This is a genomic window from Chitinimonas arctica, from assembly GCF_007431345.1.
Classification (GTDB): domain Bacteria; phylum Pseudomonadota; class Gammaproteobacteria; order Burkholderiales; family Chitinimonadaceae; genus Chitinimonas; species Chitinimonas arctica.
The window spans coordinates 877,578-901,146 of the sequence record NZ_CP041730.1; the positions used below are offsets into that span (position 1 = coordinate 877,578).

Annotated in this window: 22 protein-coding genes, 1 other RNA gene and 1 pseudogene; 7 read left to right on the forward strand and 17 right to left on the reverse strand. The window is 60.4% G+C overall.

Going from position 1 to position 23,569, the window contains the following annotated elements:
- Window positions 1-40: 40 nt before the first annotated feature.
- The 5 genes from FNU76_RS03845 to FNU76_RS03865 all read right to left on the reverse strand — a co-directional run bounded on the left by FNU76_RS03845 (window position 41) and on the right by FNU76_RS03865 (window position 5,684).
- A complete protein-coding gene (locus FNU76_RS03845; RefSeq protein ID WP_223879212.1) occupies window positions 41-1,450 on the reverse strand; it encodes a glycoside hydrolase family 19 protein in 1,410 nt (469 codons plus the stop codon).
- Window positions 1,451-1,556: 106 nt separating this feature from the next.
- Window positions 1,557-2,327: a DUF2569 domain-containing protein gene (locus FNU76_RS24350; protein ID WP_308418636.1), complete on the reverse strand. Its 771-nt coding sequence runs from the start codon at window positions 2,325-2,327 to the stop codon at window positions 1,557-1,559.
- A gap of 398 nt (window positions 2,328-2,725) precedes the next feature.
- Window positions 2,726-4,225, reverse strand: a complete 1,500-nt coding sequence (locus tag FNU76_RS03855; protein WP_179958336.1) for a DUF3857 domain-containing transglutaminase family protein — start codon at window positions 4,223-4,225, stop codon at window positions 2,726-2,728.
- Between the two features lie 258 nt (window positions 4,226-4,483).
- Complete coding sequence (locus tag FNU76_RS03860) at window positions 4,484-4,951, reverse strand: hypothetical protein (protein WP_143856480.1); 468 nt, start codon at window positions 4,949-4,951, stop codon at window positions 4,484-4,486.
- Window positions 4,952-5,429: 478 nt separating this feature from the next.
- Window positions 5,430-5,684, reverse strand: coding sequence for a hypothetical protein (locus tag FNU76_RS03865; RefSeq protein WP_143856481.1), 255 nt, complete (start codon window positions 5,682-5,684; stop codon window positions 5,430-5,432).
- A 268-nt stretch (window positions 5,685-5,952) separates the two neighbouring features.
- Between FNU76_RS03865 and FNU76_RS03870 the strand changes: the two genes are divergently transcribed.
- Complete coding sequence (locus FNU76_RS03870) at window positions 5,953-7,554, forward strand: response regulator (protein ID WP_179958338.1); 1,602 nt, start codon at window positions 5,953-5,955, stop codon at window positions 7,552-7,554.
- Between the two features lie 36 nt (window positions 7,555-7,590).
- On the opposite strand, the gene FNU76_RS03875 is transcribed toward FNU76_RS03870, so the two are convergent.
- The gene (locus FNU76_RS03875) at window positions 7,591-8,097 is read right to left on the reverse strand and encodes a hypothetical protein (protein WP_143856483.1); all 507 of its coding nucleotides are present in this window, start codon (window positions 8,095-8,097) and stop codon (window positions 7,591-7,593) included.
- Between the two features lie 318 nt (window positions 8,098-8,415).
- Between FNU76_RS03875 and FNU76_RS24025 the strand changes: the two genes are divergently transcribed.
- Window positions 8,416-8,583, forward strand: a complete 168-nt coding sequence (locus tag FNU76_RS24025) for a hypothetical protein (protein ID WP_179958339.1) — start codon at window positions 8,416-8,418, stop codon at window positions 8,581-8,583.
- Window positions 8,584-8,672: 89 nt separating this feature from the next.
- Here FNU76_RS24025 and FNU76_RS03880 read toward each other — a convergent pair whose 3' ends face one another.
- Complete coding sequence (locus FNU76_RS03880) at window positions 8,673-9,557, reverse strand: LysR substrate-binding domain-containing protein (protein WP_143856484.1); 885 nt, start codon at window positions 9,555-9,557, stop codon at window positions 8,673-8,675.
- Between the two features lie 99 nt (window positions 9,558-9,656).
- On the opposite strand from FNU76_RS03880, the gene FNU76_RS03885 reads away from it, so the two are divergent.
- Window positions 9,657-10,865, forward strand: coding sequence for an MFS transporter (locus tag FNU76_RS03885; protein ID WP_143856485.1), 1,209 nt, complete (start codon window positions 9,657-9,659; stop codon window positions 10,863-10,865).
- A 25-nt stretch (window positions 10,866-10,890) separates the two neighbouring features.
- Here the strand turns inward: FNU76_RS03885 and FNU76_RS03890 are convergent.
- Window positions 10,891-11,657, reverse strand: a pseudogene (locus FNU76_RS03890) (SDR family NAD(P)-dependent oxidoreductase).
- 111 nt (window positions 11,658-11,768) lie between these two features.
- On the opposite strand from FNU76_RS03890, the gene FNU76_RS03895 reads away from it, so the two are divergent.
- The gene (locus FNU76_RS03895) at window positions 11,769-12,668 is read left to right on the forward strand and encodes a LysR family transcriptional regulator (protein WP_223879213.1); all 900 of its coding nucleotides are present in this window, start codon (window positions 11,769-11,771) and stop codon (window positions 12,666-12,668) included.
- Here the strand turns inward: FNU76_RS03895 and FNU76_RS03900 are convergent.
- On the reverse strand, window positions 12,665-13,297 hold the full coding sequence (locus tag FNU76_RS03900; RefSeq protein ID WP_143856486.1) for a TetR/AcrR family transcriptional regulator: 633 nt from the start codon (window positions 13,295-13,297) through the stop codon (window positions 12,665-12,667). The two genes, FNU76_RS03895 and FNU76_RS03900, sit on opposite strands and share 4 nt — an antisense overlap.
- A 90-nt stretch (window positions 13,298-13,387) precedes the next feature.
- Between FNU76_RS03900 and FNU76_RS03905 the strand changes: the two genes are divergently transcribed.
- On the forward strand, window positions 13,388-14,641 hold the full coding sequence (locus FNU76_RS03905; RefSeq protein WP_143856487.1) for an arabinose transporter: 1,254 nt from the start codon (window positions 13,388-13,390) through the stop codon (window positions 14,639-14,641).
- Between the two features lie 140 nt (window positions 14,642-14,781).
- On the opposite strand, the gene ssrA is transcribed toward FNU76_RS03905, so the two are convergent.
- The 3 genes from ssrA to FNU76_RS03915 all read right to left on the reverse strand — a co-directional run bounded on the left by ssrA (window position 14,782) and on the right by FNU76_RS03915 (window position 16,654).
- Window positions 14,782-15,106, reverse strand: a transfer-messenger RNA (tmRNA) gene (gene ssrA / locus FNU76_RS24030).
- Window positions 15,107-15,239: 133 nt separating this feature from the next.
- The gene (locus FNU76_RS03910; protein WP_143856488.1) at window positions 15,240-15,617 is read right to left on the reverse strand and encodes a hypothetical protein; all 378 of its coding nucleotides are present in this window, start codon (window positions 15,615-15,617) and stop codon (window positions 15,240-15,242) included.
- A 182-nt stretch (window positions 15,618-15,799) separates the two neighbouring features.
- On the reverse strand, window positions 15,800-16,654 hold the full coding sequence (locus FNU76_RS03915) for a phosphate/phosphite/phosphonate ABC transporter substrate-binding protein (protein WP_143856489.1): 855 nt from the start codon (window positions 16,652-16,654) through the stop codon (window positions 15,800-15,802).
- 183 nt (window positions 16,655-16,837) lie between these two features.
- On the opposite strand from FNU76_RS03915, the gene FNU76_RS03920 reads away from it, so the two are divergent.
- Window positions 16,838-18,400 carry a cytochrome ubiquinol oxidase subunit I gene (locus FNU76_RS03920; RefSeq protein ID WP_143856490.1) on the forward strand — a complete coding sequence of 521 codons (1,563 nt, stop codon included), beginning with the start codon at window positions 16,838-16,840 and terminating at the stop codon, window positions 18,398-18,400.
- 119 nt (window positions 18,401-18,519) lie between these two features.
- On the opposite strand, the gene FNU76_RS03925 is transcribed toward FNU76_RS03920, so the two are convergent.
- The 4 genes from FNU76_RS03925 to FNU76_RS03940 all read right to left on the reverse strand — a co-directional run bounded on the left by FNU76_RS03925 (window position 18,520) and on the right by FNU76_RS03940 (window position 22,690).
- Window positions 18,520-18,837: a BON domain-containing protein gene (locus tag FNU76_RS03925; protein ID WP_143856491.1), complete on the reverse strand. Its 318-nt coding sequence runs from the start codon at window positions 18,835-18,837 to the stop codon at window positions 18,520-18,522.
- A 112-nt stretch (window positions 18,838-18,949) separates the two neighbouring features.
- Window positions 18,950-21,064 (reverse strand): catalase, encoded by a 2,115-nt coding sequence (locus FNU76_RS03930; protein WP_143856492.1) that lies wholly within the window; start codon window positions 21,062-21,064, stop codon window positions 18,950-18,952.
- A 292-nt stretch (window positions 21,065-21,356) separates the two neighbouring features.
- Window positions 21,357-22,217 carry a hypothetical protein gene (locus tag FNU76_RS03935; RefSeq protein WP_143856493.1) on the reverse strand — a complete coding sequence of 287 codons (861 nt, stop codon included), beginning with the start codon at window positions 22,215-22,217 and terminating at the stop codon, window positions 21,357-21,359.
- A 179-nt stretch (window positions 22,218-22,396) separates the two neighbouring features.
- A complete protein-coding gene (locus FNU76_RS03940; protein ID WP_143856494.1) occupies window positions 22,397-22,690 on the reverse strand; it encodes a hypothetical protein in 294 nt (97 codons plus the stop codon).
- A gap of 144 nt (window positions 22,691-22,834) precedes the next feature.
- Between FNU76_RS03940 and FNU76_RS03945 the strand changes: the two genes are divergently transcribed.
- The gene (locus FNU76_RS03945) at window positions 22,835-23,284 is read left to right on the forward strand and encodes a glycine zipper 2TM domain-containing protein (RefSeq protein ID WP_179958340.1); all 450 of its coding nucleotides are present in this window, start codon (window positions 22,835-22,837) and stop codon (window positions 23,282-23,284) included.
- A gap of 69 nt (window positions 23,285-23,353) precedes the next feature.
- Here the strand turns inward: FNU76_RS03945 and FNU76_RS03950 are convergent, their stop codons facing one another.
- On the reverse strand, window positions 23,354-23,524 hold the full coding sequence (locus tag FNU76_RS03950; RefSeq protein ID WP_143856496.1) for a DUF1328 domain-containing protein: 171 nt from the start codon (window positions 23,522-23,524) through the stop codon (window positions 23,354-23,356).
- Window positions 23,525-23,569 lie beyond the last annotated feature (45 nt).

Sequence of the window (23,569 nt, forward strand, 5' to 3'; positions counted from 1 at the left end):
CGGGGCACCGACTTGGGCGGCGCCCCCTCGCCCGCTTCCGCTATTGCAGGACAATATCGAAGTACTTCTCCACGCACTTCTCATAGTCGCCGGCCTTGAGCGCGCTATAGGGCGTCTGATAGCCGACCAGCTTGCAGGCATAACTGCGCCCATCCGGCCAGTTCGATCCCCAACTCCAATCCTGCTCCCAATAGATCTGCAAGGCGCCCGCTCCGGCAGCCGGAAAAGGCTGCATGCCGGCGCAGTTCAGCACTTCGCCGGCGGCGATCGGCACGCCCAGATAAGCGGCCATCTCCCGGTAATAGGCGATGCGGTTCAGCGCCTGCGGTTTATCGTAGCCATGGCCGCACTCTATCCCGCCGTTGATGATATGGATGGTGGCGCCGTATCCAGCCGAAATGCCGGCGGCCCGATCGGCTGCATTGGCTTGCCAGCTACCATCGACGATATGCAGCATGGAAGGTTTGGGCGGTTGCGGGTAGACGAAGAAGAACACCGCGGAGGCCAGGTTGAGCCAGCTATCGGCTACCCGTTCAGGGTTATCCAGCAGGGTGCGGACCGTGCCGTACATCGCATCCGAAAATGGCCCGTAGTTATAGTTGTACGAGAGCTGCTTGGCTCCCCGGCCGAAGTATTTCTTCCAACTGCCATCCGCTTGCTTGCCGCAGGGCCAGGTCTGCCCCTGCCAGGTGCCGGGCGCGCACTCGGCATTGTAGGTACAAGCCGCCCCGTCCTCGCTGCAACCGGCTTCCCGCAGGTAGTACAGACCTTGCCGCCACTGTGGAATGGCGGACGAGGGATCGTGTGCGCCGGTTTCCTGGGCGAAATGGGCGAATTGGGTGGCCAGCGTCTTGCGGCAGATGGCATCGGCGTCGCGACCGCCGGCTTGATCGCCGCAGACGGCGGGGAATTTGGCGATGGCTTGCAGGAAATTGGCGTAGCTGTAGCTGGCATGGCGCTGCGGAAACAATACCTCCCAATCGGTCGCGGCCAGAATGCGTTCGACCCGCCGAACATTGGCGGGATTGTCGCTTCTGCCCGGTCGAACGGCTTCGACGCTGGCGTTGTCCAGCGTTCGCACCGAGGCTCTCACGCTTTGAAACACGGCGCTGGCAGTCTTGGCCTGCTCATCCGCCCTGACCTGCGCCCGCGTCGGTACGCTGCCGCCCTCCCCGCCTCCGTTGCCAGGCGTACATTCACCGGCCGGACGCGCCTCCCATACGGCGTTACCGCCCGGCGCTTCATTGCGGGTCCACCATTTGGCGCGCCAGGCTTGATTGCTATGCAGCACGTATTGTCCGGCGGTATAGACCTGACCACTTTGCCAGGAATCGCAGGGTGGTAGTAACAACTTCGCCCGCTGGAGCGGCAACTGGGCGGCGTGTGCAACACCGCTACAAGCAGCCGCCAGCATGACAGAAAACAAGAGCTTATCGATTGGGGCTTTCATTCCATCCTCCGGTGTAGTATTGCTGCCTTCAGGCAGCTTAGAACCACTGAAATACCACTACACCGTAGACGAATTTACCTGGCTCGCCAGTTGACCCACTCGCGTCTCAAGCGTCAGAGCCCGCGGACTCTGGCAGCGGCGTTCCCGGCCTTCTCCGGGTGGCCGCCGTCTCATTGATATGGACAAAGGTCCTGGCCACACGCTTGGAGCGTAGGAAATAAGCACCCCATACCAGGATCTGCATGGTGACGATCGGCAGTGCTCGCGCCCATTCCTTGGCGTCATTCTCGGCGCCCGGGATGGCGGAAAGGCCGATCACGCAGATAAGCGCGCTCAGCAGCGACCCTACCCCAAGGCCGATATAGACCCTTGGCAAGAGACGACGTTTCTGGAAGAACAGTACGGCGGTCAATACGGTAAAGACGACCTGTGCAAGCTGCGCCGCCAAGGCGAACAGCAGGGTCGGCGCCCATAGCGGGTGGTAGGCGGCACCATCCAGGCTGGTGATAGCGGCCCAGGAGTCCAAGGAATACACCGGCAGCATTTCGAAAAGCTCCTTCAATGCCCGGAATGGATTAAACGACACGCCAATGGCAACCAGTACCAGCCAACCGCCGATTTTCTCGCCCGGCCCGGTAGCCTGGCCAGGCTTGGCCGGTGGGTCGTAGCGATACAGCATGATGGCAAGCGCGATCCACACTCCCGTCAACATCAAGCCAAGCAGGGCGATGGTCCAATTGAAGTGCACCTTGCCGCCAGCCGGCGCAGGCGCCTCCCGCTCCACCTGCTTGCCCTGTTCATTTGTATACAAGGAATAGCCGAGCCAGTCGAAGGCGACTTCCAGCTTGGCGCTCACCCGCGCCATATCGGCCGGCATGATATGGTCGGTGCGGCTACGGAAACGGTCGTAGATACTCACCAAGGTGCCTTGCACATTGACCGTCTGCCGATATTCGAAAGCCGGATCCTCCACGACGTGGTTTTCCGCTTCCAGCTTCCAGCCGACCGGCAGTTCCACCCGGCTGATTTGCTCGATATCGATGGGAAACGCCCAAGCCAGCGGAGCATTGCGTATCAGTTGATCCGGCTTGCGCAGGTATTCCCGAATATCGGGGGTATATATCTGCGCTTCGCGCCTGCCAGCCTGTTTGTTGCGTGTCCAAAAGTCGGCAATGCGATAGTGCTCGGTAACGGTTACCAGGTTGGCTTGCTTATCGTCTTCCACGGTGAGCGGCGCGGCTACGGTAATACCCGGGTAGAAGCGAGCGTAAAAATTCAGGTAGTTCTTTTGCAATTCATCGCGGTTCTGCGAAGCCAGTTCATTGCGCAGCTTTTCCGCACCGCCGCCCTGCACCTGGGTCTTGACGGTGTAGCCCACCGGCTGATCGGGTCCGGCCTTGGCATCGAACACGGAAGTGATCGTCCGCTGGTGCGGCAGCTCACCGCGAGGGTGCATGGGCAACAAATCGCGCGATCCCGGCTCCAGCAGCAGGGCCAGACCAAAGTCGGGTTGGTAGAAGCTAGCCAGATTGCCGTGCTGGGTAGCGCGGGTCGGATCCATCCAGTAGTTCGAGCCATCCTGCGAGCGTACCGCCACCAGGACATGGTTGAAAGCCCCCGGCGATGGCTGCCAGCCGGCAATGCCGCGCCGCGCCGCGCCTGGGTATTGACCAAGGCTGGCCGCGCCTTGATGCCCAGGGCGTCCAGCATGGCAATGGTCAGCATGGTCTTGTCCTTGCAGTCGCCAAAGCGACGCTCCAACACTTGCAGGGGCGAGCTGGGCGCATGCGAGCCGGCGCCGACCTCCACACCCAGGTAGCGGATTTCACCCTGTACGAACCGCAGCACCGCCATCATCCTGCCGGCCACATCGGGATGCGCGGCGGCGATCTTGTCGACTTCGGCCTGCAAGGCGGGGCTGAGCTGCGCGGGAAGCCGGTATAGCGGCAGCGCCCATTGCACCACGGACGCCCAATCCTTGAACTCGCCCCATTGCACCATCGGATAGGGATCGAACCAGCCAGGTGCATTCTTATCGACCAGCAAGGCCGCTACGTCTTTCCTATCCCACAGATATTCGCGGAAATCGCCGATCTCGCGCACTTGCGGCGTGAGATCGGTATTGCGTGCTTTCAGGCTGATTTCACGGCCCGACGGTACGAGCAGGCGGGCATGCAGCCGTTGAACCGGCGCAGTCCATTGCAGATCGAAGCCGCCGAATACCTTACCGCCGAATACCGGGTTATCGCCGTTCACGGAAAAGGCATACTCGACAATATCGCCGACACGAATGTCCTTCAAAAAGATGTTGGCGGTTTTGCTACCGTCATACATCTGGTATTCCAATTCGGTCTCGCGCTGCAATATATTGATGGTCGCATTGTCCAGCTTACCGATCACCTGCTTGTCGCGAATGACATTGATGGAATGCAAGACCAAGGTCTGGTAAGCGGGATCGAAGCCGATCTTGATGTTGGCCACACCGTCCAGGCCGCTGGCGTTCATCGCACGCGTGGCATAGTGCCGATAGCTGGACTTGGCTTGAGGGCCAAGCCGCACCTGTTGGTCGCTGAGCAGATAAAGCACGCCTTCACCTACCCGCTCAGGCGGCACCGTCCCCTGCGCAGGGTAAGTCACCGGCAGCACCCATTGCGGCGCCGCTGAAATCAGGTACTCCCGTGGCGCGGTATAAGCCGGCAGGGCGGCGAGCAGGGCCAAACCGCAAAAGAGGACGGCGATAAGCCAGGCGCGAGACATTGCAAACGAATTAGGCATGCGGAAATTCATCGCGCTCGGAAGCGCGTTCCAGGAGTAAAGCTGCACGCCGGCTTGGCGGGCAAACTATTGGAGGCGGAGGTGACCGCCACTGGCCAAGCAGGCGGTAAGAACACGAAAGGGATGCGCCGCCTTCACTACGGCAGCAAGCAAGGAAGCATAAACAAGGGGCAAAATTATATAGAAATATCAGTATCTTGCAAGCAGCCCCAATGGATTGGCCGACCAAGCCTTCCTGAAAGTCCTGGCCGGCATTGCCTAGATCCGCTTGATTCTGGAACCACCGATCAGGGGCTTTTTGATTTCCGGTGTGCCTGCCGCTCCCGCTACCGGATTGGATAATTCCAGCTCAAGCGGAAACGGCATGTCATCCCGCGACGCACCCGTCTTGGCCGCGGTGGATGACATGGCCTCGCCGATAGCGGATGCCTGCGGCTCATCGGTTTTGATCCCCAGGCTTTCCTCCAGCAGCTCGATCACCACATCCAGTGCCGCTCTATCCGCCGACTTTCCCAAGTCGAACAGGACTTCATCCTTGTCGGGCACGTGAGCGGCAGGTAGCCAATTGGCGCCGACCGACCGAGCGCTTGCGGGCCAGCCGGCTTCAGCATGCATTGCGTCATGGGAGAACAACCATTTATTCAAATTGTCGAAATGGTTTGCCGCACCAGGCGAAGGTTTTTTTAGGCAATGCCGTTTGTTCGGGCACGAACGGGGTAGCGGCACGCCGACCTCGACAATATTATCCAGGCTGCTTTGCAGGCGGGGGCGTGCGATTGCGTGACTGTCGCGCGGCCGAGGCAGCGCATTTTCCAGACTGCTTCGGCGAACGGCGGGTGCGGGGGCCAGGTGGGATTGGGAGGGTAAGGGAGAAAATACCTCGCGGAGGGTTTTCAGCATGATTATTTTCCAAGCGTATGGGTAGAGAAAATGGCTTCATTTATCATCACCTGCAAGAAAATACCTACAGCCGCCCTTTATGTTCACCCACGCTCTCGGCATTGCCAAAACGTATATAACGGCATAGGGCTTGATCACGGATATTGGCCGGACTACTCGCTGCCATCCTCCCGCTGCCGGCCTCGGCCTGACGACAGACGTCGTTTCGGCACGTTGCACGGCATCCGGCTCCTTACTCGTTTCCGGTCATATCCAGCCTGGAAGACTCGATTTGTGACGGACTGGACAAGATATCGTTGCACGCCTATTCGGCAGCAATTCCCGAGCCTGGTGTTAGCCGATCGAGGTAGGTGAAATCAAGATCGGTGAAGTCGAGATCGGTGAAATTGTTGCCGCTGGCGCGGTAAAACTGGTCGGCGTGAATGGAAGAATAGTACGCTGCGGAAATCAGGGAGTCGTCAGGATCAAGCGAAGGATTTTCGGGGGAAGCCGGCAGCGGCTCTGGGGCCGGAACCGGGATGCCGATGAATTGATTTCGGCACTTATCGTGATTTTCCATAAATTCGTACTTACAATGCATAAAAATTCGATTTTGCATTTTATGGCGAAATAAGCTATCGAATTTATAAACAATTTATCGAAATGTGAATTGTCACCATTAACGGCGAGCGGCGCCGGACCCGGCGGAATGCGGGCCTTGTCCAACCGGGTGGAGAAAGCCATCGTATCCGGCAAGGATGGTCTACGCTGGTTTTAGGCCTCGCCCGCATCGAAGCCGCGTGCAGCCAAGAAGAGATCCGCCCGGCGGATCCGAAGCTGGAGGAAATATGACGAACAACTTCTCCGCCGCGCTGATCGTGGACCCGTCCTCCGCCATCCGGCAAGCGCTGCGCTCAGCCCTGATGAGCCTGGATATCCTCCGTGTCGATGTCGCGTCCTCGGTGGCCGAGGCACGCCGCCGCCTGGTGGAGTCGACCTACAATATCGTGCTGTGCGAATACCACCTGGGCAACGAGGAAAGCGGTCACGACTTCCTGGAAGAACTGCGCAAGAACAAGGCGCTGCCGCTGTCCACCATCTTTATCATGATCACCGGCGAAGCCAGCTACCCCTGCGTGGTGGCCGTGGCGGAAGAAACGCCGGACGACTATATGCTCAAGCCGGTGCAGACCGGCGACCTGACCGACCGCATCCGCAAGGCCTTCACCCGCCGCAATGCCCTGATGGATATCTATGAAGCCCTGCACAAGGGCGACGATGAAGAGGTACTGAAAGTCGCGCAGTGGATGATCAGCAATAAATCGCCCTATATCAGCGATATCGTCCGCCTGGCCTCGCAAAGCCTGTTTCGCCTCGGCCGTTACGACGAAGCGACCAAGATGTACCGCGATATCCTGGCCAAGCGCAGCCTGGCCTGGGCAAAGTTGGGACTCTCCAAGATCGCCATCAAGCAGGGCGACCTGGCGGCCGCCGAGCAGGCCATGCTGGGCCTGGTGGAACAACACCTGCTTTATCTGCCGGTCTACAACCAGTTGACCGAGCTGTACCAGATCCAGGAACGCTACGGCGATGCACTCGCAGTCACCGAAAAGGCCATCAAGATCACCCCGCGCAGTATCCGCCGCCTGCAATATGCCGGCCAGCTTGCCTACAGCCTGGGTGATGCGGTCAAGGCCGGCGACTTTCTGAACCAGGCGGTACGTTTCAAAGGCAATGTGGTCGATCTCGACTATCGCAGTATCTTTTACCTGGCGCTGTTGCAACTCGATACCGGCCAGACGGCCGAGGCATCCAGCCTGATCAAGCAGATGGGCGCCAAGCTCAGGGCGGACCCCCATTCCTCGAAGAACCGTTGCGCCACCTGGTACGGCGCCTTGGCGCAGGCAACCGAGATGATTGCCAAACGCGAAACCATGGCGGTGATCGATATCATGCGGCAGTTGGCCGACCAGTGGAACCAACCCGATTTCGACTTCGATTTCGCCCTGGACTATCTACGCGTGGTGGACCGGCTCTATGCCGCCGACCTGGCCGAAACCTTGGGCGATTGGATACGTCCGCTGGCCGGACGGTTCGCCAGCAGCCGCTACGCGCACGAATTGATGGTGCAGCGGGTAGCCGAGCATCCCACCTTGGCCGAGGTGATCAATCTGGCGGCGGGAGAGATCGCCACCATCACCGAAGAAGGCGCGCGCCTGTTGATGGAGGAAAAACCGGGCGAGGCAGCCGAGCGGCTGGCCGACGCCGGACTGAAGAACTACAACAACCGCCTGCTGGCCGCAGCCGCGAACGCCGCTGCCCGCAGCTTCCAAGTGACCCGCGACCAGATGGACAAGATGCAGGTGGAGATGTGCCTGGCCCGCATTTATCCGCAGGACGACAATCTGAACCAAAGGTTGAGGATGCAGATTAATGGTCCGGGGGGGTGATTCACCTAGTACAGCGAAGTGAATACGAGCACGGGTTTAACTCATACGGCCATTGGCTTTGGCGAAACTGTCGGCGTATTCATCGTTATTAAATTGAAACGTTGTGCCAAAATAGGTTTTTCCAGCAAACCTTACGGGCGTGGCACTTCTTGCCCAGAAGAAAAGACCCCAATATAGTGTCGTGTAGGTAACGGAACCATAAGGAAAATCTTCGGTTTCCTTGCCATGGAGTAAATTGCCTGTTATCCGATAGATGGCTAGCGACGCAGCCAGGGCGGTAAACATGGATAGAACGCCCAGCATCAGATAGAACAAACTTCGCTGAGATAGGCCGCTGGCAAACCAACCAGATAAGAAATGCCTATTGCAAACGGGATATCTAATTCTCGTAACTTTACCTATTGTAACGACACCCGCCCCAAAAGGGACCACTGCTTTCGTCTCCTTGCTGTCAACGGTTAGGACTCTGGTTGCGGAGCCATTGCAGGCAGCGCATTTGTTTGGCCATTTTAATTTTTCTAGATCAACGGTAACTTTCTTCATTTTATATCACTCAAAAAAAGATTCATGAACGCACGGGTTTGAACCAGCGGCTAGCAGGTTGGTGAGAAATTCTTGGCTTCATTCGAGCTGGGGGATCTGACCGAATGGGAGACGATCGCTCAGAAAATAGGCAAAAAAATATCCGCTGCTTGAGCGGACTCTTCGGATTATAAAGCATTTCCGCCCTTTTGTGCGGGTCCGACTAATCTCCCCCAACCAGTGTCATGGCTGACGTGCGAAAATTAGGTAGAGAGCCTCTGGTCCTACTGGTATATATGAGTTCATATAACTTCTAGCCGGCTTTGACGGGAGTCCCTGATGTTTGCCACACGCAGAGCCAGCTTATGGATTAGATTCTTCGAGCAGTTGAGAGCCATTGACGTGCCGGACGACTTCATGACCGAACGCCCGATGAACGCGCCAAGGGAGGAAGACGGGGTATTCGATGACGAATTGCCGCTTCATACCCGGGTCGGAGGGCAATGAGGTGGCCTATGCTGGATGCCGACCCGGCAAACTACCCCGTTAATGAGAAGCCTTTCGCCATTGAAACATACTAGCTACGGTGCCGGACACTACCCCATACGCTCACTCATATAATCCAGAAAACAAGCAATCCGCGCCGCCAGCGCCGTGTTGCGGTAGTACACGGCGTGCACCGGCTGCCGCACTTCGACCGTGTGCTCCGTCAGGATAGGCACCAGCTCGCCACTTTGGCGGTCGGCCGCGGTCATGAAGTCGGCCAGGCAAACAATGCCCTGCCCGGCCAAGGCCAGCAGGCGCAGGGTCTCGCCGCTGGATGCCCGCAGGCTGGGGGTGATGCTCCACCGCTCGCCCAATGGACGGCGCAAGGGCCAGTTGTTCAGGCTGTCCGGCTGGGTAAAGCCCAACAGACTATGGTTGGCAAGGCTTTCAACATCACGGGGAATACCGTGCAAGCGCAGATAGGCCGGGCTGGCCAATACGCGTAGACGGTGGGCGCCCAAGGGTTTGGCGCGCAGGCTGGAATCGCCCAGTTCGCCGATGCGGATAGCGATATCGGTGCGCTGCTCGATCAGGTCGATGATCTGGTCATTGGTGTGCAGCTCCAATTCGATGGCCGGATAGGCTTGCCGGAACCCGCCCACCAAGGGTACCAGCACATGCTGCATCAGGGGCGCGGCGGCATTCACCCGCAGGCGGCCGGCGGGCCGGTCGCGCCGGACCGCCATCTGTGCTTCGGCTTCTTCGACTGCGGCGAGAATTCGTCCGGCCTGCGCCAGGAATAAGCGCCCTTCTTCGGTCAATTCCAGCTTGCGTGTGGTTCGGTGCAGCAGGGTGACGGCCAGCTTGGTTTCCAGCCGCCGCAAGGCACGGCTGATGCCGGAGACGGTCTGGCCCAACTGCTCGGCCGCGGCGGTGATGGAACCGCTCGCCACCACCGTGCTAAAGGCTTGCAGCTCATCCAGGGTCGTTTTCATTCTTGCATTTCAGTCAATTATCTACTGCTTGTCCACGGCTTTTTCGGCAAGCAACACGGGTGGACACTGCGGCCCTCGACCTACCGCAGGATAGCTCCCATGCCCAAAGCCTTGCTGGCGCTGACCATCAGCGCCTTTGCCATCGGCACCACCGAGTTCGTTATCGTGGGCCTGATACCGACCATTGCCGCCAATCTGGCTGTCAGCCTGCCCTCGGCCGGCCTGCTGGTCAGCCTGTATGCCCTCGGCGTCGCCATCGGCGCGCCCTTGCTGACCGCCCTCAGCGGCCGGCTGCCGCGCAAGCAATTGCTGCTGGGGCTGATGCTGCTGTTTACCCTCGGCAATCTGCTGGCCTGGCAAGCGCCCGGCTATACCTCGCTGGTGGTGGCCCGCGTGCTGACCGGCCTGGCCCATGGTGTATTCTTTTCCATCGGCTCCACCATCGCCACCAGCCTGGTCAGCAAGGAAAAGGCGGCCGGTGCCATCGCGACGATGTTTTCCGGCTTGACGGTTGCCCTGGTCACGGGCGTGCCGCTGGGCACCTGGATCGGCCAGCACTTTGGCTGGCGCGCGACCTTTCTGGTCGTCGCGGCCCTGGGACTGCTCGCCTTTCTGGCAAGCTTGCTGTTCGTCCCCCGTAATTTGCCTCACACGCCGCCGGCCTCGCTTTGGCAACAATTGCAGGTATTGCGTCAACCACGCCTGTTGCTGGTGTATGCCATGACCGCGGTGGGATATGGCGGCTCCTTCATCGCCTTCACCTATCTGGCACCCATCCTGCAACAGGTGGCGGGATTCAGCGCCGGCGCCGTCAGCCTGGTCTTGCTGGTGTATGGCGTGTCGGTGGCCTTCGGCAATATCCAGGGCGGCAGACTGGCCGACCGCCATGGTCCCATCGCAGCATTGAAGCTTATCTTCGCCGGATTGGCGGCCGTGCTGTTCGTACTGACCGTTACCTCCCCCCACCCTTGGCTGGCTGCGGCAACCGTGCTGATCTGGGGTGCCTTCGCTTTCGGCAATGTGCCAGGCTTGCAGGTTTATGTGGTGCGACAAGCCGAACGCTATGCGCCGCAGGCGATCGACGTTGCCGCCGGCCTGAATATCGCTGCCTTCAACCTGGGCATCGCCCTCGGCGCCTGGGGTGGCGGACTGATCGTCGAGCGGATGGGACTGATGCACACGCCCTGGATAGGCGGGCTGATCGTCTTGGGCGCGTTGGCCTTGACCGCATGGAGCGGCCGATTGGATAGCCGCGACCCGGCGGTCGGCCGGGCCGTACGTGCAGACCGGCCGGCTGTCGCGCATTGAAAGCCAGCCAGCTGCCTCTCTCGCCTTATTGGACTGTGAATCCGCCATCCATGGTCAAGCCCTGGCCGCTGATATAGCTGGCCGCGCCGGATAGCAGGAACAGCACCGGTTCGGCTACCTCATCCGGCTCACCGGGACGCCCGCCGGCGAATCCACCATCATGGCATGCAGATTATCCGAGCCGCCCATGGCCAGTTCCGCCATGGGCGTCGTGATTGGGCCAGGGCAAACGGCATTGATGCGTATACCTTGCTTGAAATATTCCAGCGCGGCGGTGCGGGTCAGTCCCATGACCGCGTGCTTGCTGCTGTTGTAGGGGGCGATATTGACGAAGCCTACCTGGGCGGCGATGGAGGCATTGTTGACGATGGCGCCGCCGCCGGTCTTGAGCATGGCTTCGATCTGATATTTCATGGACCAGAACACGCCCATGACATTGGTACGTAGCACTGCTTCAAAGTCCGCCGTGCTGGCTTGATGCAAGGGTGCGGCGCTACCCAGCAACCCGGCGTTATTGAAGGCGCCGTCCAGTTTGCCGAAACGATCCACGGCCGCCTCCACCAGGCGGCGATTGTCCGCTTCGACGGAGACGTCGGTCTGCACCACCATCGCCCGGGCGCCGGCGGCAACGATCTGGGCCGCGAGGTCTTCGCACACCGCCTGCCGGCGCGCGGCCAGCACCACGTTGGCGCCGGCATGCCCCAGCGCCAGTGCGGTAGCGGCACCGATGCCGGAGGAAGCGCCGGTGACGATATAGGTCTTGCCGGCCAGATCGGATAAGAGGTTCTTCATGGTTTGTTCCTGGAAAAGGTTGGGAAATGCCACGCAGCGAAGACTACCCGTCGGTACACTGTGCGAGAATCCCCATTCTCCAGTACAAATTGATGAGTTATTTTCAGCAATATGATGCCCAGCAGCACCATCGCCTTACAGGCCTTCGCCACGGTCGCCCGCTTGCGCAGCTTTCGCCGGGCTGCCACGGAACTGGGTGTTTCCCCCTCGGCGCTGAGCCATGCGCTGCGCGGCCTGGAGGAAGGGCTGGGTGTGCGCCTGCTCAACCGCACCACCCGCAGCGTGGCGCCGACCGAGGCGGGTGAGCGGCTATTGGCACGCATCACCCCTGCCCTGCTGGATATCCAGACCGCGCTGGATGAAGTGAATGACTTCCGCGACTCCCCCATTGGCACATTGCGGCTGAATTCGCCGCGCGCTGCCGCCGAGCTGGTGCTGGCGCCCTTGTTGACACGTTTTCTGGCGGCCCACCCGGGCATGAAGGTGGAGTTGGTCTGCGACGATGCCCTTACCGATATCGTGGCGGCGGGATTCGACGCGGGCGTGCGCTTCGGTGAACGGCTGCAACAGGATATGGTGGCCATTCCACTTGGGCCGCCACAGCGCTTCGTCGTGGTGGCTGCGCCCGCCTATCTGGCCAGGCATGGCATGCCAAACCATCCACAGGATTTGCAGCGGCATGCCTGCGTGGGCATCCGCTTCCCGAGCGGCGGTATCTACCGCTGGGAATTCGCCCGCGGCGCCGAGCAGCTGGAAGTGGAGGTAAGCGGTCCGCTATCGGTGGAGGATATGCCGCTGATGATCCATGCCGCCGAGAACGCCGTCGGCTTCGCCTATGTCTATGCGCAATACGCCGCACCGGGTCTGGCGGCGGGCAGGCTGGTCACGGTGCTGGACGATTGGTGTCCTGAAATCCCCGGCTTCTTTCTCTACTACCCCAGCCGCCGACTGATGCCGGCCGGTCTGAAGGCGTTCGCCTCCCTCGTCCGGGCGGACTCGCTGGATCGCTAAGCCGGGGAGCACGTCTCGGCCTGGCCCAGATACCCCATCAGCACTTCGGTAATCGTCGCGGCGATGTCCTCCGTCGAAAACCGGGCCGGCGGATCGATCACCGCGGCATGCACCAGCGATTCCATCACCTGCAGTACGGTCCAGGTGGCCAAGTCGAGATTGCCCGGCCGCAGCTGGGCCCGATGCGCATCCAGCAAGGTCCATACGCTGCGATAAATAGCATTGTCGGCGGCACTTTCTGCCTTGGGCGCGTCAAAGAATGGGAATTCCTTTTCCAGCACCTTGTGCAAGGCCGGCTCCAGTTGGTGGGCGGTCAGCAAGGCCTGCACGATGGCTTCGATCCGGCCACGCAATCCAGGCGGCCGGGACCCGGCCAGCACCCGCTCGATGGCCTGGCCCATTTGTGCGGCATGGCGTTCGTGCAGCGCGGTGACCAGCGAGTCCTTGTTGGGAAAGTATTGGTAGATCGATCCCACGCTGACGCCGGCGCGTTCCGCTACCAGGTTGGTGTTGGTTCCCGCGTAACCGCGCTCGGCCAGAACGCGAGCCGTTGCTTCGAGAATCACCTCGACCATCTGTTGCGAACGGGCCTGGCGCGGCGATTTACGGGCTTGCGGGAGCGCTGGCATGGCGGCTTTCCAATGCGAGTTTTAAACACGAGCTATTACTCATATTCTAGCCGGAACCTGGCAGCAGCTTGGCTTTATCTGGAGATTTACATGAACAAGGCGCCTCTTGCCTCCCCTGCCGCCGCTACCACCGCAGCGGCTTCCCCCTCGGTATTTATACGGTTACTACCCATCACCCTGGCTGTGTTTATCGTCTTCCTCACGATCGGCCTGCCGTTGCCGGTACTGCCGCTGCATGTGCACGGTACGCTGGCAATGAGCACCCTGGTGGTCGGTGTGGTCATCGGCAGCCAGTTCGCCGCCGCCCTGCTCTCGCGCGCTTGGGCCGGCGGCATGGCCGACACCGTCGGCGCCAAACGGACCATGCTGGTCGGCAGCTGCATGGCAGCCTGCTCTGGGCTTGCCTATTTGCTGTCCGATGCCTTTTCTGCCCTGCCGGCCGGCGCGGTAGCCGTCTTGCTGTTGGGCCGGCTGCTATGGGGTTGCGCGGAAAGCCTGCTGGTTACCGGCGCCTTGAGCTGGGGAGTGGGTCTGCTCGGTCCGCAACATGCCGGCAAGGTCATGGCATGGGTGGGGATGGCCATGTATGGCGCTTACGCGCTGGGTGCACCGATAGGCGTGTGGATCTACCGGCACTACGGTTTTACCGGTATCGCCGCTGCCTGCACGGTCATCCCGCTGCTGGCCTTGGCCCTGGTCGCCACGGTACGGCCCAGCGTACTGGGCTCGGTCAAGCGGGTGCCTTTCTATCGGGTACTGGGTACGGTCTGGCTGCCCGGCGTGGGGCTGGCCTTGTCCAGTGTCGGTTTCGGCGTGATCACCGCCTTTATCGCCCTGCTGTTCGCCGCCCGGAACTGGGGTAATGCATCCATGGCCTTTACCGCCTTTGGCATGGCTTTTATCGCGGCCCGTCTCCTGTTTGGCCATTTGCCGGACAAGCTGGGCGGCGCCAAGGTAGCGCTGGTTTCCGTGCTGATCGAAGCGGTGGGGCAATTGCTTATCTGGCGGGCGGAGGGCGTGATGTTGGCTTATCTCGGCGCGGCCTTGACCGGTTTTGGCTACTCGCTGGCCTTCCCGGGCTTCGGCGTGGAAGCCATTCGACGGGCGCCGCCGGAAAGCCGCGGTGTAGCGATGGGCGCGTATGTCGCTTTCCTGGATGTCGCATTGGGCATCACCGGCCCGCTGGCCGGCATGATCGCCAGCCATCACGACCTGGACACCATCTACCTGGCCGGCGGCATTGCGGTTTTCTGTTCGACCGCGGTCGCCTTGTCGCTGCTGGTGCGGCCGGCCGTCGCTATCCCACAGACAGGTAAAGGTGGCTTGCAGAAATCACCACTTTGAAGCGCGGACGATGGGGGCTGGGGGCCGGGGAACTGCGATGAGGGGAGCATTGCGAGGGAGGGAAAAGCGATTGGCGGACCCTACCTCCGCCTGGCGGTTTCCCGCGTTACAGTGTCGCAAACTGTTCGTGCCGGCACTTCTGTTGCCCGGTAGCCGGCCACCGCGCAAGCTAGGCGTTAACCTTAAGCAACATTCAAGTACTGATCCCCGTTAGCCGGAGTCGGTACATCGAATTGCTGCATTACTTGCAGATTAGAAGGTTGGTTACCATCTAAGGATTTGCGCGGATTACGTCCGTCGCCTTTCGGGCTGCGTCTCTTCCTTCGTATACCCCGTCGAAACCAAGTCAGCCCCGTCGATGGTGGAGCTGGCGGGATTCGAACCCGCGTCCGAAATACCTTGGGTTGAGCCGGATTACAGCCATCAATTGCCGTGTTGCCTTTCGGCTTCACTGCAATTGAATGAAGTGTCGCTTACTCCCGCTCTCCAGACTTCCGAAAAATATCTGTTCCTTTTGTTTTTCGGAATGTTGCGGGATATAAGCCTGAGCGGAAGTCCGGACGAGCGCGTTCAAACGCAGTGTGCGACCAGCGTGGCGTCAATCGGAGAAAGTATGATATTTGGAAACAACGCGACCATCCTGGGAAAATCCAATATTCCAAGCGCTGAGGAAGTATTCATAGCGCACTTCGGTAACGCAACGTCCATCGTTCTTGCCACGATATTTGTTGTCGCTACCCCACCAGAGGTTTTGGCTGCACGCATGTACGCCACTTGGCTCGCCAAGAAGGGCAACGACCTTCTGCCTGGTCGTACCCATGGCGACTTGCTCGAATGCGTTTCCGGCACGACTGTCGAAAAATAGATTAATAAAATAGGCGACAATCAGACCAGCCACCAAAACAAATGGCGAAATCAGGAAAAGCACCAGGATATTATGAGCTACCGGGCGAGTTATTTTTTTACAGCTCGACATATATTCCTCAGGATTTTATGAATATTGCAGAATCAACATCACCAAGATTTAAAACCTACGCAGCCGGGCCACGCGCGTCCGCGCACCAGGAAGGAAGCCGACTGTTTGTCGGCTCCCAACAGCACAAAGCACACACTTCTGGCTTGGCTGTCTTTGCGGAAATTGCTGAATACCTGTCCCTGCTAACCGAACGGCGCCACCTTCAGCGCCCGCAAGGCCTCTTTCAAGCTGTCCAGGCTTAGCGGCTCGATAAATCCATCAATGCCGGCATCACGCGCGGCGGGCTGATCGGCTTTGAGCTTGAGCACGGCCGCCTTGATCTTGGCCGCGACCTGGGGATCGAGCTTGTTCGATGCCACCAGGAACCACTCCGGATAGAGCGGGGTGCTGTGCAATAGCTTCAATTCATCGTTCTTGCCGTCGACCAGGGCGAACTCGGTCAACTTGATCTTGCCCTCCTTGGCCATCGATTCCAGCAGTCCGCTGCGTACGAAGCCGACATCCACTAGCCCTTTTTGCACGGCCAGCACGATATCGTCCTGCTTGTTGGACTGGCGCAAGCTGAAGTCCTTTTTCGGGTCCAGCCCGTTGGACTGAACGTAATACATCTGGAAGACATAGGCGCCGGCCGAGGAAGTCTGGAAGGCCATCACATTCTTGCCCTTCAGGTCGGCGACCGTCTTGATCGGGCTATCGGCGCGGGTGATGATGGCCCCGGCGAACTGGGCGGTTCCCTTGGCCTTGAGGGTAGCCAGCGGCTTCGCAATGTTCTGCTGGATCACATCCGCGGCCGATACCGGGTTCATCAAGGCCAGCTTGATGGCGCCCGATTCGACTTCCTTGTCGATACGTGCCGGCGGGGTGCCCGAAACGGTGACCTTTTCGCCGGTCTCGGCACTCAGGTAGGCCGCCAGGGCATTCCACTTCTGGATATCTTCCTGTCCGCGCGGTGCATTGACGGCAAGACTCAATTCGCCAGCCTGCGCAACCACCACGCACAAGGACAGCAAGCTGGTAATCAGGACTGCGAATCGCATGATGTACTCCTTTCACGTCGGATACCCGGGGCTTTCCCATGCGATTCATCGTAGTCCGCCACCGTCATCCGGACAGTTCTTCTTGCGTATATTAGATTATTAGCATATTGTCTAATCAACGACACGCTTCAGCGCCGACGTGGCAGCCAGGAGCGGCCGGATAGTCCCAGGAGGAATACCAGAATGCCGCTCTCCCCCGCCGCTTTCGATTTCATGCGCGTGCAGTTCGCCGTGACGGCCAGCTACCACTATCTGTTCGTACCGATCACGCTTGGCTTGATCCTGTTGATCGCCCTGATGGAAGGGGCCTATCTGTACAGCCGCGATACCGGCTGGCGGACGGGCGCCCGCTTCTGGAGCCGCTTCTTTTTCTTCGCCTGGTGCGTGGGCCTGGCCACCGGCCTGCCGCTGCGCTGGCAGCTCACCCACAACTGGGCTGGCTATAGCGACTATGTCCGCGAGGTCCTGAGCCGCGTGCTATCCATCGAGGGCATCGTCGCGCCTATCATGCTGGTGTTGACCTGCATGATGGTGTTCGGCTGGGACCGTCTCAACAAATATGTCCACTTTGCCGCCACCTGCCTGCTGGGCCTTGTACTGTGCATCCAGGCATCCACCATCCTGACCATGAATGCCTGGATGCAGCATCCGGTCGGCGTGACCGTGGCCGAGGGACGAGCCGTGGTGATCTCGCTGGAGGAAATCTTTCGCAGCCCGGTGGCTTTCGACAAGATCTCCCATGCGCTGCCAGCAGCCGTCGTGATCGGTTGCCTGTTTGTGCTGGCCATCTGCGCCTGGTACTGCCTGCAAGGCAAGCATCTGCCGATCGCACATCGCTCTTTCAAGCTGGCCGCCGTGGTGGGCCTGGTCGCAACCCTGGCCACGGTGGTTTCCGGCCATCATAGTGCGCGCAGCGTAGCCCGACACCAGCCGCTTAAATTCGCCGCCATCGAAGCGCTATGGCGAACCGAAGCGGCTCCCGCGCCCTTGACCTTATTGGCCGTGCCGGACCGTGCCAGCCGGAGCAATCGCTACGAAATCCAGCTACCCTACCTGCTCAGCCTGCTGGGAAACCACCGCCTGGACCAAGCCCCCAAGGGCATGGACGAGCTGGTGGACGAGGCCGCCTCGCGTATACGCCATGCTCGCCACGACGGCGTGGAGGATGGCTATGACCTACTATCCCGCGATCTGGAACAACGTACCGGCCATCGCGTCCAGGAAGCCGATATCGCTGCAGCGGCCAATCGCCTGGTGCCGAATGTACCGGTCCTGTTCTACTCGTTCCGGCTGATGGTGGGGTGTGGACTGGTTCTGTCGCTACTGTTCGGCCTGGCCGTCTGGCGGCGCAAGCAGCTGGCCGCGGGCGGACAGCGCTGGTTGCTGCGCCTTATCCTGGTCTGCCTGCCTCTCCCCTGGCTGGCCACGCTGGCGGGCTGGATGGTGGCGGAGGTCGGACGGCAGCCTTGGGTGGTATATGGCATGCTGCCCACCGCCAAGGCCGTCACGGTGGGCGGCAGCCTGCTCAGCCCACAGATGGGCATGCTGGCCGCCGCCGGCTATCTCCTGTTGGCGCTGTTTTTTTGCCGTGCCACGCTACTCACCATTGCCCTGGGACCGCAACAGAGCCCCTTCAGCTGGGACAATTTCCTGCGTCTGTTGGGCTGGCGCGCCATTCGGCCACGCGCCGGCACGCTGACCCTCCATGCCACCCCGCTCACGCTCGCTACCCGCGGGCTGAGGTAAGACCGTCCAAGCGCTGCATACCGGAAGTTGGATTCCAGTCTTGTGCGGGTCCCAAACATGCGAAAAGCGCCATTCCTGGCGCTTTTCCTGGTCCCAGGCCGCTGGCCCGGCCGTCCCGCTTAATTGGAACGGGCTATCGTGATGTTGTTACGTACATCCTTCACGTCCGGCACATTGCGGGCGATCTGGGCGGCATGGGTTTTTTCCGTATCGGAGGTGGCGAATCCCGATAGTTGCACCACGCCCTTCAAGGTTTCCACATTGATGCGCATGGCGCTGACGGTCTTGTCCTCGGCGAAGCGCGCCTTCACCCGGGTGGTGATGGTGGTGTCGTCGACAAATTCACCGACGGAACTCTGGCCGCTGGTGACGGCACAGCCGGTGGTGCCGAAGGCGGTCATGATGGCCAGCGAGAGGGCGATTAGCAGCTTGTACATGGCAGGTCTCCTTGTTGTTGAGCAGGTACGGCGCCATTGGGAGGGCCGTTGTTGAAGCAAGTGCAAACGTTGTGCCTGCTTGCCGGCCGGGCAGGTCTTTCTGCCTGGATATTCACGCCGGCACGGCGTCCTGGCTGCACCTTTGCCAATGGCGGTGCGCGCCGATCGCGTCGATAAACTGCGCCGCGACGTCGGCCAGCAGGGTCTCGCCGGTTTGGTAGACCACCCCAGCCGGACAGGTCTCCGGTGGAATACCGGCCTCATCCAGTAGTTCCAGGCCGTCGCCACTGGCGGCAATGGCCTTGCCGTGCTTGTAGGCCTCCAGCACGAAACGCAGCGCGTCGCCGCAGGCACGCAATCCATGGCTACCGCCAGGCACGAAAACCGCATCGAAGACCACCGAAGGCGTGGTGAGCAAGGTGTGATCGACCGACAGTGCGTCACCGCTTGCGCTGGTCACCGTACCAAGCGTCAATGCGACCAACTTGCAAACCGCACCGGCTGCTTCCAAGGCCTTGCGTACTCTCTCGACCGCCTCGCCATCGACGCCATCGGCCACCAGGATGGCGATCTTGCGGGTGCGGATGGAATGGTCGCCGCTGCCCAGCATGCTCAGCTGCGGAGACGGTTCCGGCTCCGGTAAGGGGGTAGACCGCACCGTGGCTTGGTGATCCTTGAGACCCAGGCCGCGCGCAACGCGGCCGGCCAATACCGGATCGACGTTTTCCAGTGTGCGCACCATGCGCTCGCGAATGGCCGGCACCCCGACCTTGCTCAACTCGAAGGTAAAGGCCAGCACGATATGGTCCTGCTCGACCAGGCTCTGGCTTACCCAAAAAAGGCGCGCCTGGCTGAAATGGTCGGCAAAGCTGGGGCTGCGGGCCCGGATCTTGGGTGATTCCATTCTTTCCGCCACGCTGGCGAAACCGCCCAGGGCCGGCTCGATTTCGTGCGGTTTGCCGTCCGCCAGGGAATTGGGTTCGTAGGCTACCCGGCCGATGGCGATGGACTGTCTATGCATACCGTCGCGCTGGTTGTTGTGGAAGGGGCAGCGCGGCCGGTTGATGGGGATTTCGTGGAAATTCGGACCACCGAGACGTGACAGCTGGGTGTCGGTATAGGAAAACAGCCGTCCCTGCAGCAGGGGATCGTTGCTGAACTCGATGCCGGGCACGAGATGACCGGGATGGAAGGCCACCTGCTCGGTCTCGGCAAAGAAATTGTCGGTATTTTGGGTCAGCGTCAGCTTGCCGATCTTCTGCACCGGCACCAGGTTTTCCGGGATCAGCTTGGTGGCATCGAGCAGATCGAAGCCCAATTTTTCGGCATCGGCTTCCTCCACCACCTGCAGGCCCAGCTCCCATTCAGGATAGGCACCGCGGTCGATCGCCTCCCATAGGTCGCGGCGATGGAAATCCGGGTCCCGCCCGGCGAGCTGCTGCGCCTCGTCCCAGGCCAGCGCATGGATGCCCAAAACCGGCTTCCAGTGGAACTTGACGAAACGCGACACCCCTTCGGCATTGACCAGGCGGAAGGTGTGCACGCCAAAACCTTCCATCATGCGATGGCTGCGAGGAATGGCACGGTCCGACATCACCCACATGATCATATGGGTGCTTTCCGGCATCAGCGAGATAAAGTCCCAGAAGGTGTCGTGGGCGCTGGATGCCTGCGGCATCTCGCTATCGGGTTCGGGTTTGAGGGCATGCACGAGGTCGGGAAATTTGATGGCGTCCTGGATGAAGAACACCGGAATATTGTTGCCGACCAAGTCGAAATTACCTTCACTGGTGTAGAACTTGACGGCAAAGCCACGGGCATCGCGGGCGGTGTCGGCCGAGCCGCGCGAGCCGGCCACCGTGGAGAACCGGACAAACACCGGCGTTTTGGCGGCCGGGTCCTGTAGAAAGGCCGCGCGGGTCAGCTTGCTCATCGGCTCGTACACTTCGAAATAACCATGCGCGCCTTCACCACGGGCATGGACAACCCGCTCGGGAATACGCTCGTGATCGAAGTGGGTAATCTTTTCCCGGAGTATGAAATCCTCCAGCAAGGTGGGGCCACGCGCGCCGGCCCTTAGCGAATTCTGGTTGTCGCTGATGGCCAGGCCCTGATTGGTGGTCAGCACCTCACCCGCCTCGCGGCGGTCGGCCTCCAGGTCCTGCGACTTCATGTCAGAGGGCACACCGGTGCTTACCGGGTGGGATGGATGCTGGGTGGATGACATGGGAAGCTCCTGAACATGGCCGCGCAAAGCGGAATATCCTTGTTCAGGCAAGCCTCATACCCATTCGCCCGCTGCGGTTTGACGCGCGTGCCGGACGCCGGCGCCGCAATGTTTTCCGCACCCTGGTAAATCCTGCGGCAATCCTCGATACGACCACCCATAGCGAAACAGCCACCCAGGCCGGCGTGGCTGTCAATCGGCAAGGGCGTGCCCGGATAGGATGGAAAGCGGGCTACGGGGAGGGGATCGCAACCGGAATCGCCTTCCCTCCTATCTGGCCCGGGTACGCGGTCTACTTGCCCTTCGGCATTTTGTCAGGGGTATTGGCACTGACACCGCTATTGCCCAGCGTATTGTTGTTGCCTAAGGAGTTGCTGGTGCCGGTGCGGCCGGCTGCGTCGCGGTCGCTGCCGCCGCCGCCGCCGCCGACGCTACCGCTGGACTCGCGGCTCCTGCGCCATTCGCTGAACTCGTCGGCGAATTTGCCGTAACGTTCCTGGCGCCAATTGTCGTAATCCTGGTCGAGCTTGCTCACCTGCTCACTACGCCATTGGTGGTAGTCGGGATCATAGTGGCGGGTCCCGGGCTGCGGGCCGAACTGCTGTTCGCCGCCTTGATAACCGCGATCGAAGCCGCCTTGGTACGGGTCATGGTGAGCGCTGCGATATCCACCCTGGTCATGACCATAGGGACCTTGCTGGCCTGAGCGGAAGCCGCCAGGGTGGCTGGACTGGAATTCACCGCGCTGTCCGAATTGGCCTTGGTCGGCATTGCCGTAGCCGCCCCGCTCCATCCCACGGTGTCCGGATTGGCCCTGTCCATATTGGCTATACTGGCCCGGGCCGTCGTAGCCCTCGATACCGCCGCCGCGTTGATAGCGCTCATCGCCTTGGTAGCCGTACTGGCCCTGCTGGCGCTGTCTGTCTTGGCCATGAACGCTATTGGGACGATTGCCCTGGTAGCGATTGCCACCATAGTACTCATCCTGATAGGCGCCCTGGCGGGATTGACCTTGCCGGCCGCCTTGTTCCATTGGCCGATTGCCTGGCGTACCGGATTGCCAGACATCACCACCGACAGGCTCGTTGCCACTGCCTTGCATGTCATTTTCGTAGTCATTGCGCGGATAGGCGCGATTGCTTTGGTTCATCATTATTCCCTTCTAAATTAGTTGAGAGAGAGGGGGAGAACTTCTGCCAACACGCCGGGAAAAGTACTTAATTACCTACATTTGTAAGCTTTTCCAAAGCCATGGTAACTATTTTTGAATAGTGGCTTCTTGCTCGCTGGCGCATAAAAAGGGAGCAATCGTTGTTCCTGGCCTGATCCGTCCTACATGAAGTAGTAAGGGCCGGGACAACTGGCTTGGGCAGCTTGCGCCTGCAGCCACGCGTACTCACGCTCGCAAGTCGGCTCGACGCGATCCCGTTCGTCGTCCCGCACCTTGAGTGGCGGCTGCACTGGCAGCACGGGCGGATCGTCGGAGGGATTCGGCGGTAGCTGCCCGGGGGCTTCCTCAGGGACGGGATCGGCGAGCGGGTCCGGTGCGGGCATGGCCAGCCACAAGGCCCGTTTCCTGGTGGAAATAGGTAAGGCCCGTGGATCGTTCTGTGTGACGGCTTGCATGGCGTGCTCCTGTCCGTGAGGGAAGTGTTGCTGAAGTAATAAGAGCAAATAGCTCGCCCACGGTCCGTGGCATGAAATATGCCCCTCGAAAAGGTGGACCCAGCTACTGGGCATCCCGTTTACCGACCATCGAGGAGAAGCGTCATGAAAACATTGATCACCGCTGTATCCGTATCCCTCTTAGCCGCCGCATCCCTTCCCGGCTGCAGTACCTCGCGCCAGGATCAGGCTCCGTTGCTACTGGCGGAACGACAGGCCGACCACTCCCCCTACGGTGTAGTGCAATCGGTGGAAGAAGTGGTCCAACCAGGCAAGCGCGGCCCGGGTGCCGGCGCCGTGCTGGGCGGCGTGGTGGGTGGCGTGCTGGGCAATCAAGTCGGCAAGGGTGACGGCAATACCGCCGCAACCATCGTAGGCGTGGTAGGTGGCGCCGTCGTCGGCGATAAATTGGACGATAGGCACAAGGAGCGCGTCGCCTACAGGGTATCGGTCCGCATGGACGACGGCAGCTATCAGGCCATCACCCAGGACAGTGCCAATTTTCGGCGTGGCGATGTGGTTGCGGTACGCGATGGCCGCGTGTGGCGGCGTTGAGGCCTTGCCGGAAAAAAACAGCCGCTCTGCAAAGAGCGGCCTGTTTTTTTGGCATCTATTGGAGCGCGGTCAACCTCGGCCTCGCCTAAAGAGGCCCATGACCAGCGTCACCACAAAGATGACCAGGAAGATAAAGAACAGGATCTTGGCGATTTCGGCGGCACCAGCGGCAATACCGCCAAATCCCAGTACCGCGGCAATCAGGGCAATAACAAAGAATACGGCAGCATAGTGCAGCATGATGCTCTCCTTGAGTGGGAGGGACGCGGGTTAAAGCCTGCGCCC

Excerpts from the sequence above, each read along its gene's own strand:
- FNU76_RS24025 (WP_179958339.1), top strand. The coding sequence starts at position 8,416 with ATGTTTGCCACACGCAGAGCCAGCTTATGGATTAGATTCTTCGAGCAG.
- FNU76_RS03865 (WP_143856481.1), bottom strand. The coding sequence starts at position 5,684 with ATGGAAAATCACGATAAGTGCCGAAATCAATTCATCGGCATCCCGGTT.
- FNU76_RS03910 (WP_143856488.1), bottom strand. The coding sequence starts at position 15,617 with ATGTCGAGCTGTAAAAAAATAACTCGCCCGGTAGCTCATAATATCCTG.
- FNU76_RS03950 (WP_143856496.1), bottom strand. The coding sequence starts at position 23,524 with ATGCTGCACTATGCTGCCGTATTCTTTGTTATTGCCCTGATTGCCGCG.
- FNU76_RS03935 (WP_143856493.1), bottom strand. The coding sequence starts at position 22,217 with ATGATGAACCAAAGCAATCGCGCCTATCCGCGCAATGACTACGAAAAT.
- FNU76_RS03885 (WP_143856485.1), top strand. The coding sequence starts at position 9,657 with ATGCCCAAAGCCTTGCTGGCGCTGACCATCAGCGCCTTTGCCATCGGC.
- FNU76_RS03845 (WP_223879212.1), bottom strand. The coding sequence starts at position 1,450 with ATGAAAGCCCCAATCGATAAGCTCTTGTTTTCTGTCATGCTGGCGGCT.
- FNU76_RS03855 (WP_179958336.1), bottom strand. The coding sequence starts at position 4,225 with ATGCCTAATTCGTTTGCAATGTCTCGCGCCTGGCTTATCGCCGTCCTC.
- FNU76_RS03900 (WP_143856486.1), bottom strand. The coding sequence starts at position 13,297 with ATGCCAGCGCTCCCGCAAGCCCGTAAATCGCCGCGCCAGGCCCGTTCG.
- FNU76_RS03875 (WP_143856483.1), bottom strand. The coding sequence starts at position 8,097 with ATGAAGAAAGTTACCGTTGATCTAGAAAAATTAAAATGGCCAAACAAA.
- FNU76_RS03925 (WP_143856491.1), bottom strand. The coding sequence starts at position 18,837 with ATGTACAAGCTGCTAATCGCCCTCTCGCTGGCCATCATGACCGCCTTC.
- FNU76_RS03870 (WP_179958338.1), top strand. The coding sequence starts at position 5,953 with ATGACGAACAACTTCTCCGCCGCGCTGATCGTGGACCCGTCCTCCGCC.
- FNU76_RS03920 (WP_143856490.1), top strand. The coding sequence starts at position 16,838 with ATGCCGCTCTCCCCCGCCGCTTTCGATTTCATGCGCGTGCAGTTCGCC.
- FNU76_RS03915 (WP_143856489.1), bottom strand. The coding sequence starts at position 16,654 with ATGCGATTCGCAGTCCTGATTACCAGCTTGCTGTCCTTGTGCGTGGTG.
- FNU76_RS03905 (WP_143856487.1), top strand. The coding sequence starts at position 13,388 with ATGAACAAGGCGCCTCTTGCCTCCCCTGCCGCCGCTACCACCGCAGCG.
- FNU76_RS03930 (WP_143856492.1), bottom strand. The coding sequence starts at position 21,064 with ATGTCATCCACCCAGCATCCATCCCACCCGGTAAGCACCGGTGTGCCC.
- FNU76_RS03880 (WP_143856484.1), bottom strand. The coding sequence starts at position 9,557 with ATGAAAACGACCCTGGATGAGCTGCAAGCCTTTAGCACGGTGGTGGCG.
- FNU76_RS03945 (WP_179958340.1), top strand. The coding sequence starts at position 22,835 with ATGAAAACATTGATCACCGCTGTATCCGTATCCCTCTTAGCCGCCGCA.
- FNU76_RS03895 (WP_223879213.1), top strand. The coding sequence starts at position 11,769 with ATGATGCCCAGCAGCACCATCGCCTTACAGGCCTTCGCCACGGTCGCC.
- FNU76_RS03940 (WP_143856494.1), bottom strand. The coding sequence starts at position 22,690 with ATGCAAGCCGTCACACAGAACGATCCACGGGCCTTACCTATTTCCACC.
- FNU76_RS24350 (WP_308418636.1), bottom strand. The coding sequence starts at position 2,327 with ATGCCGGCCGATATGGCGCGGGTGAGCGCCAAGCTGGAAGTCGCCTTC.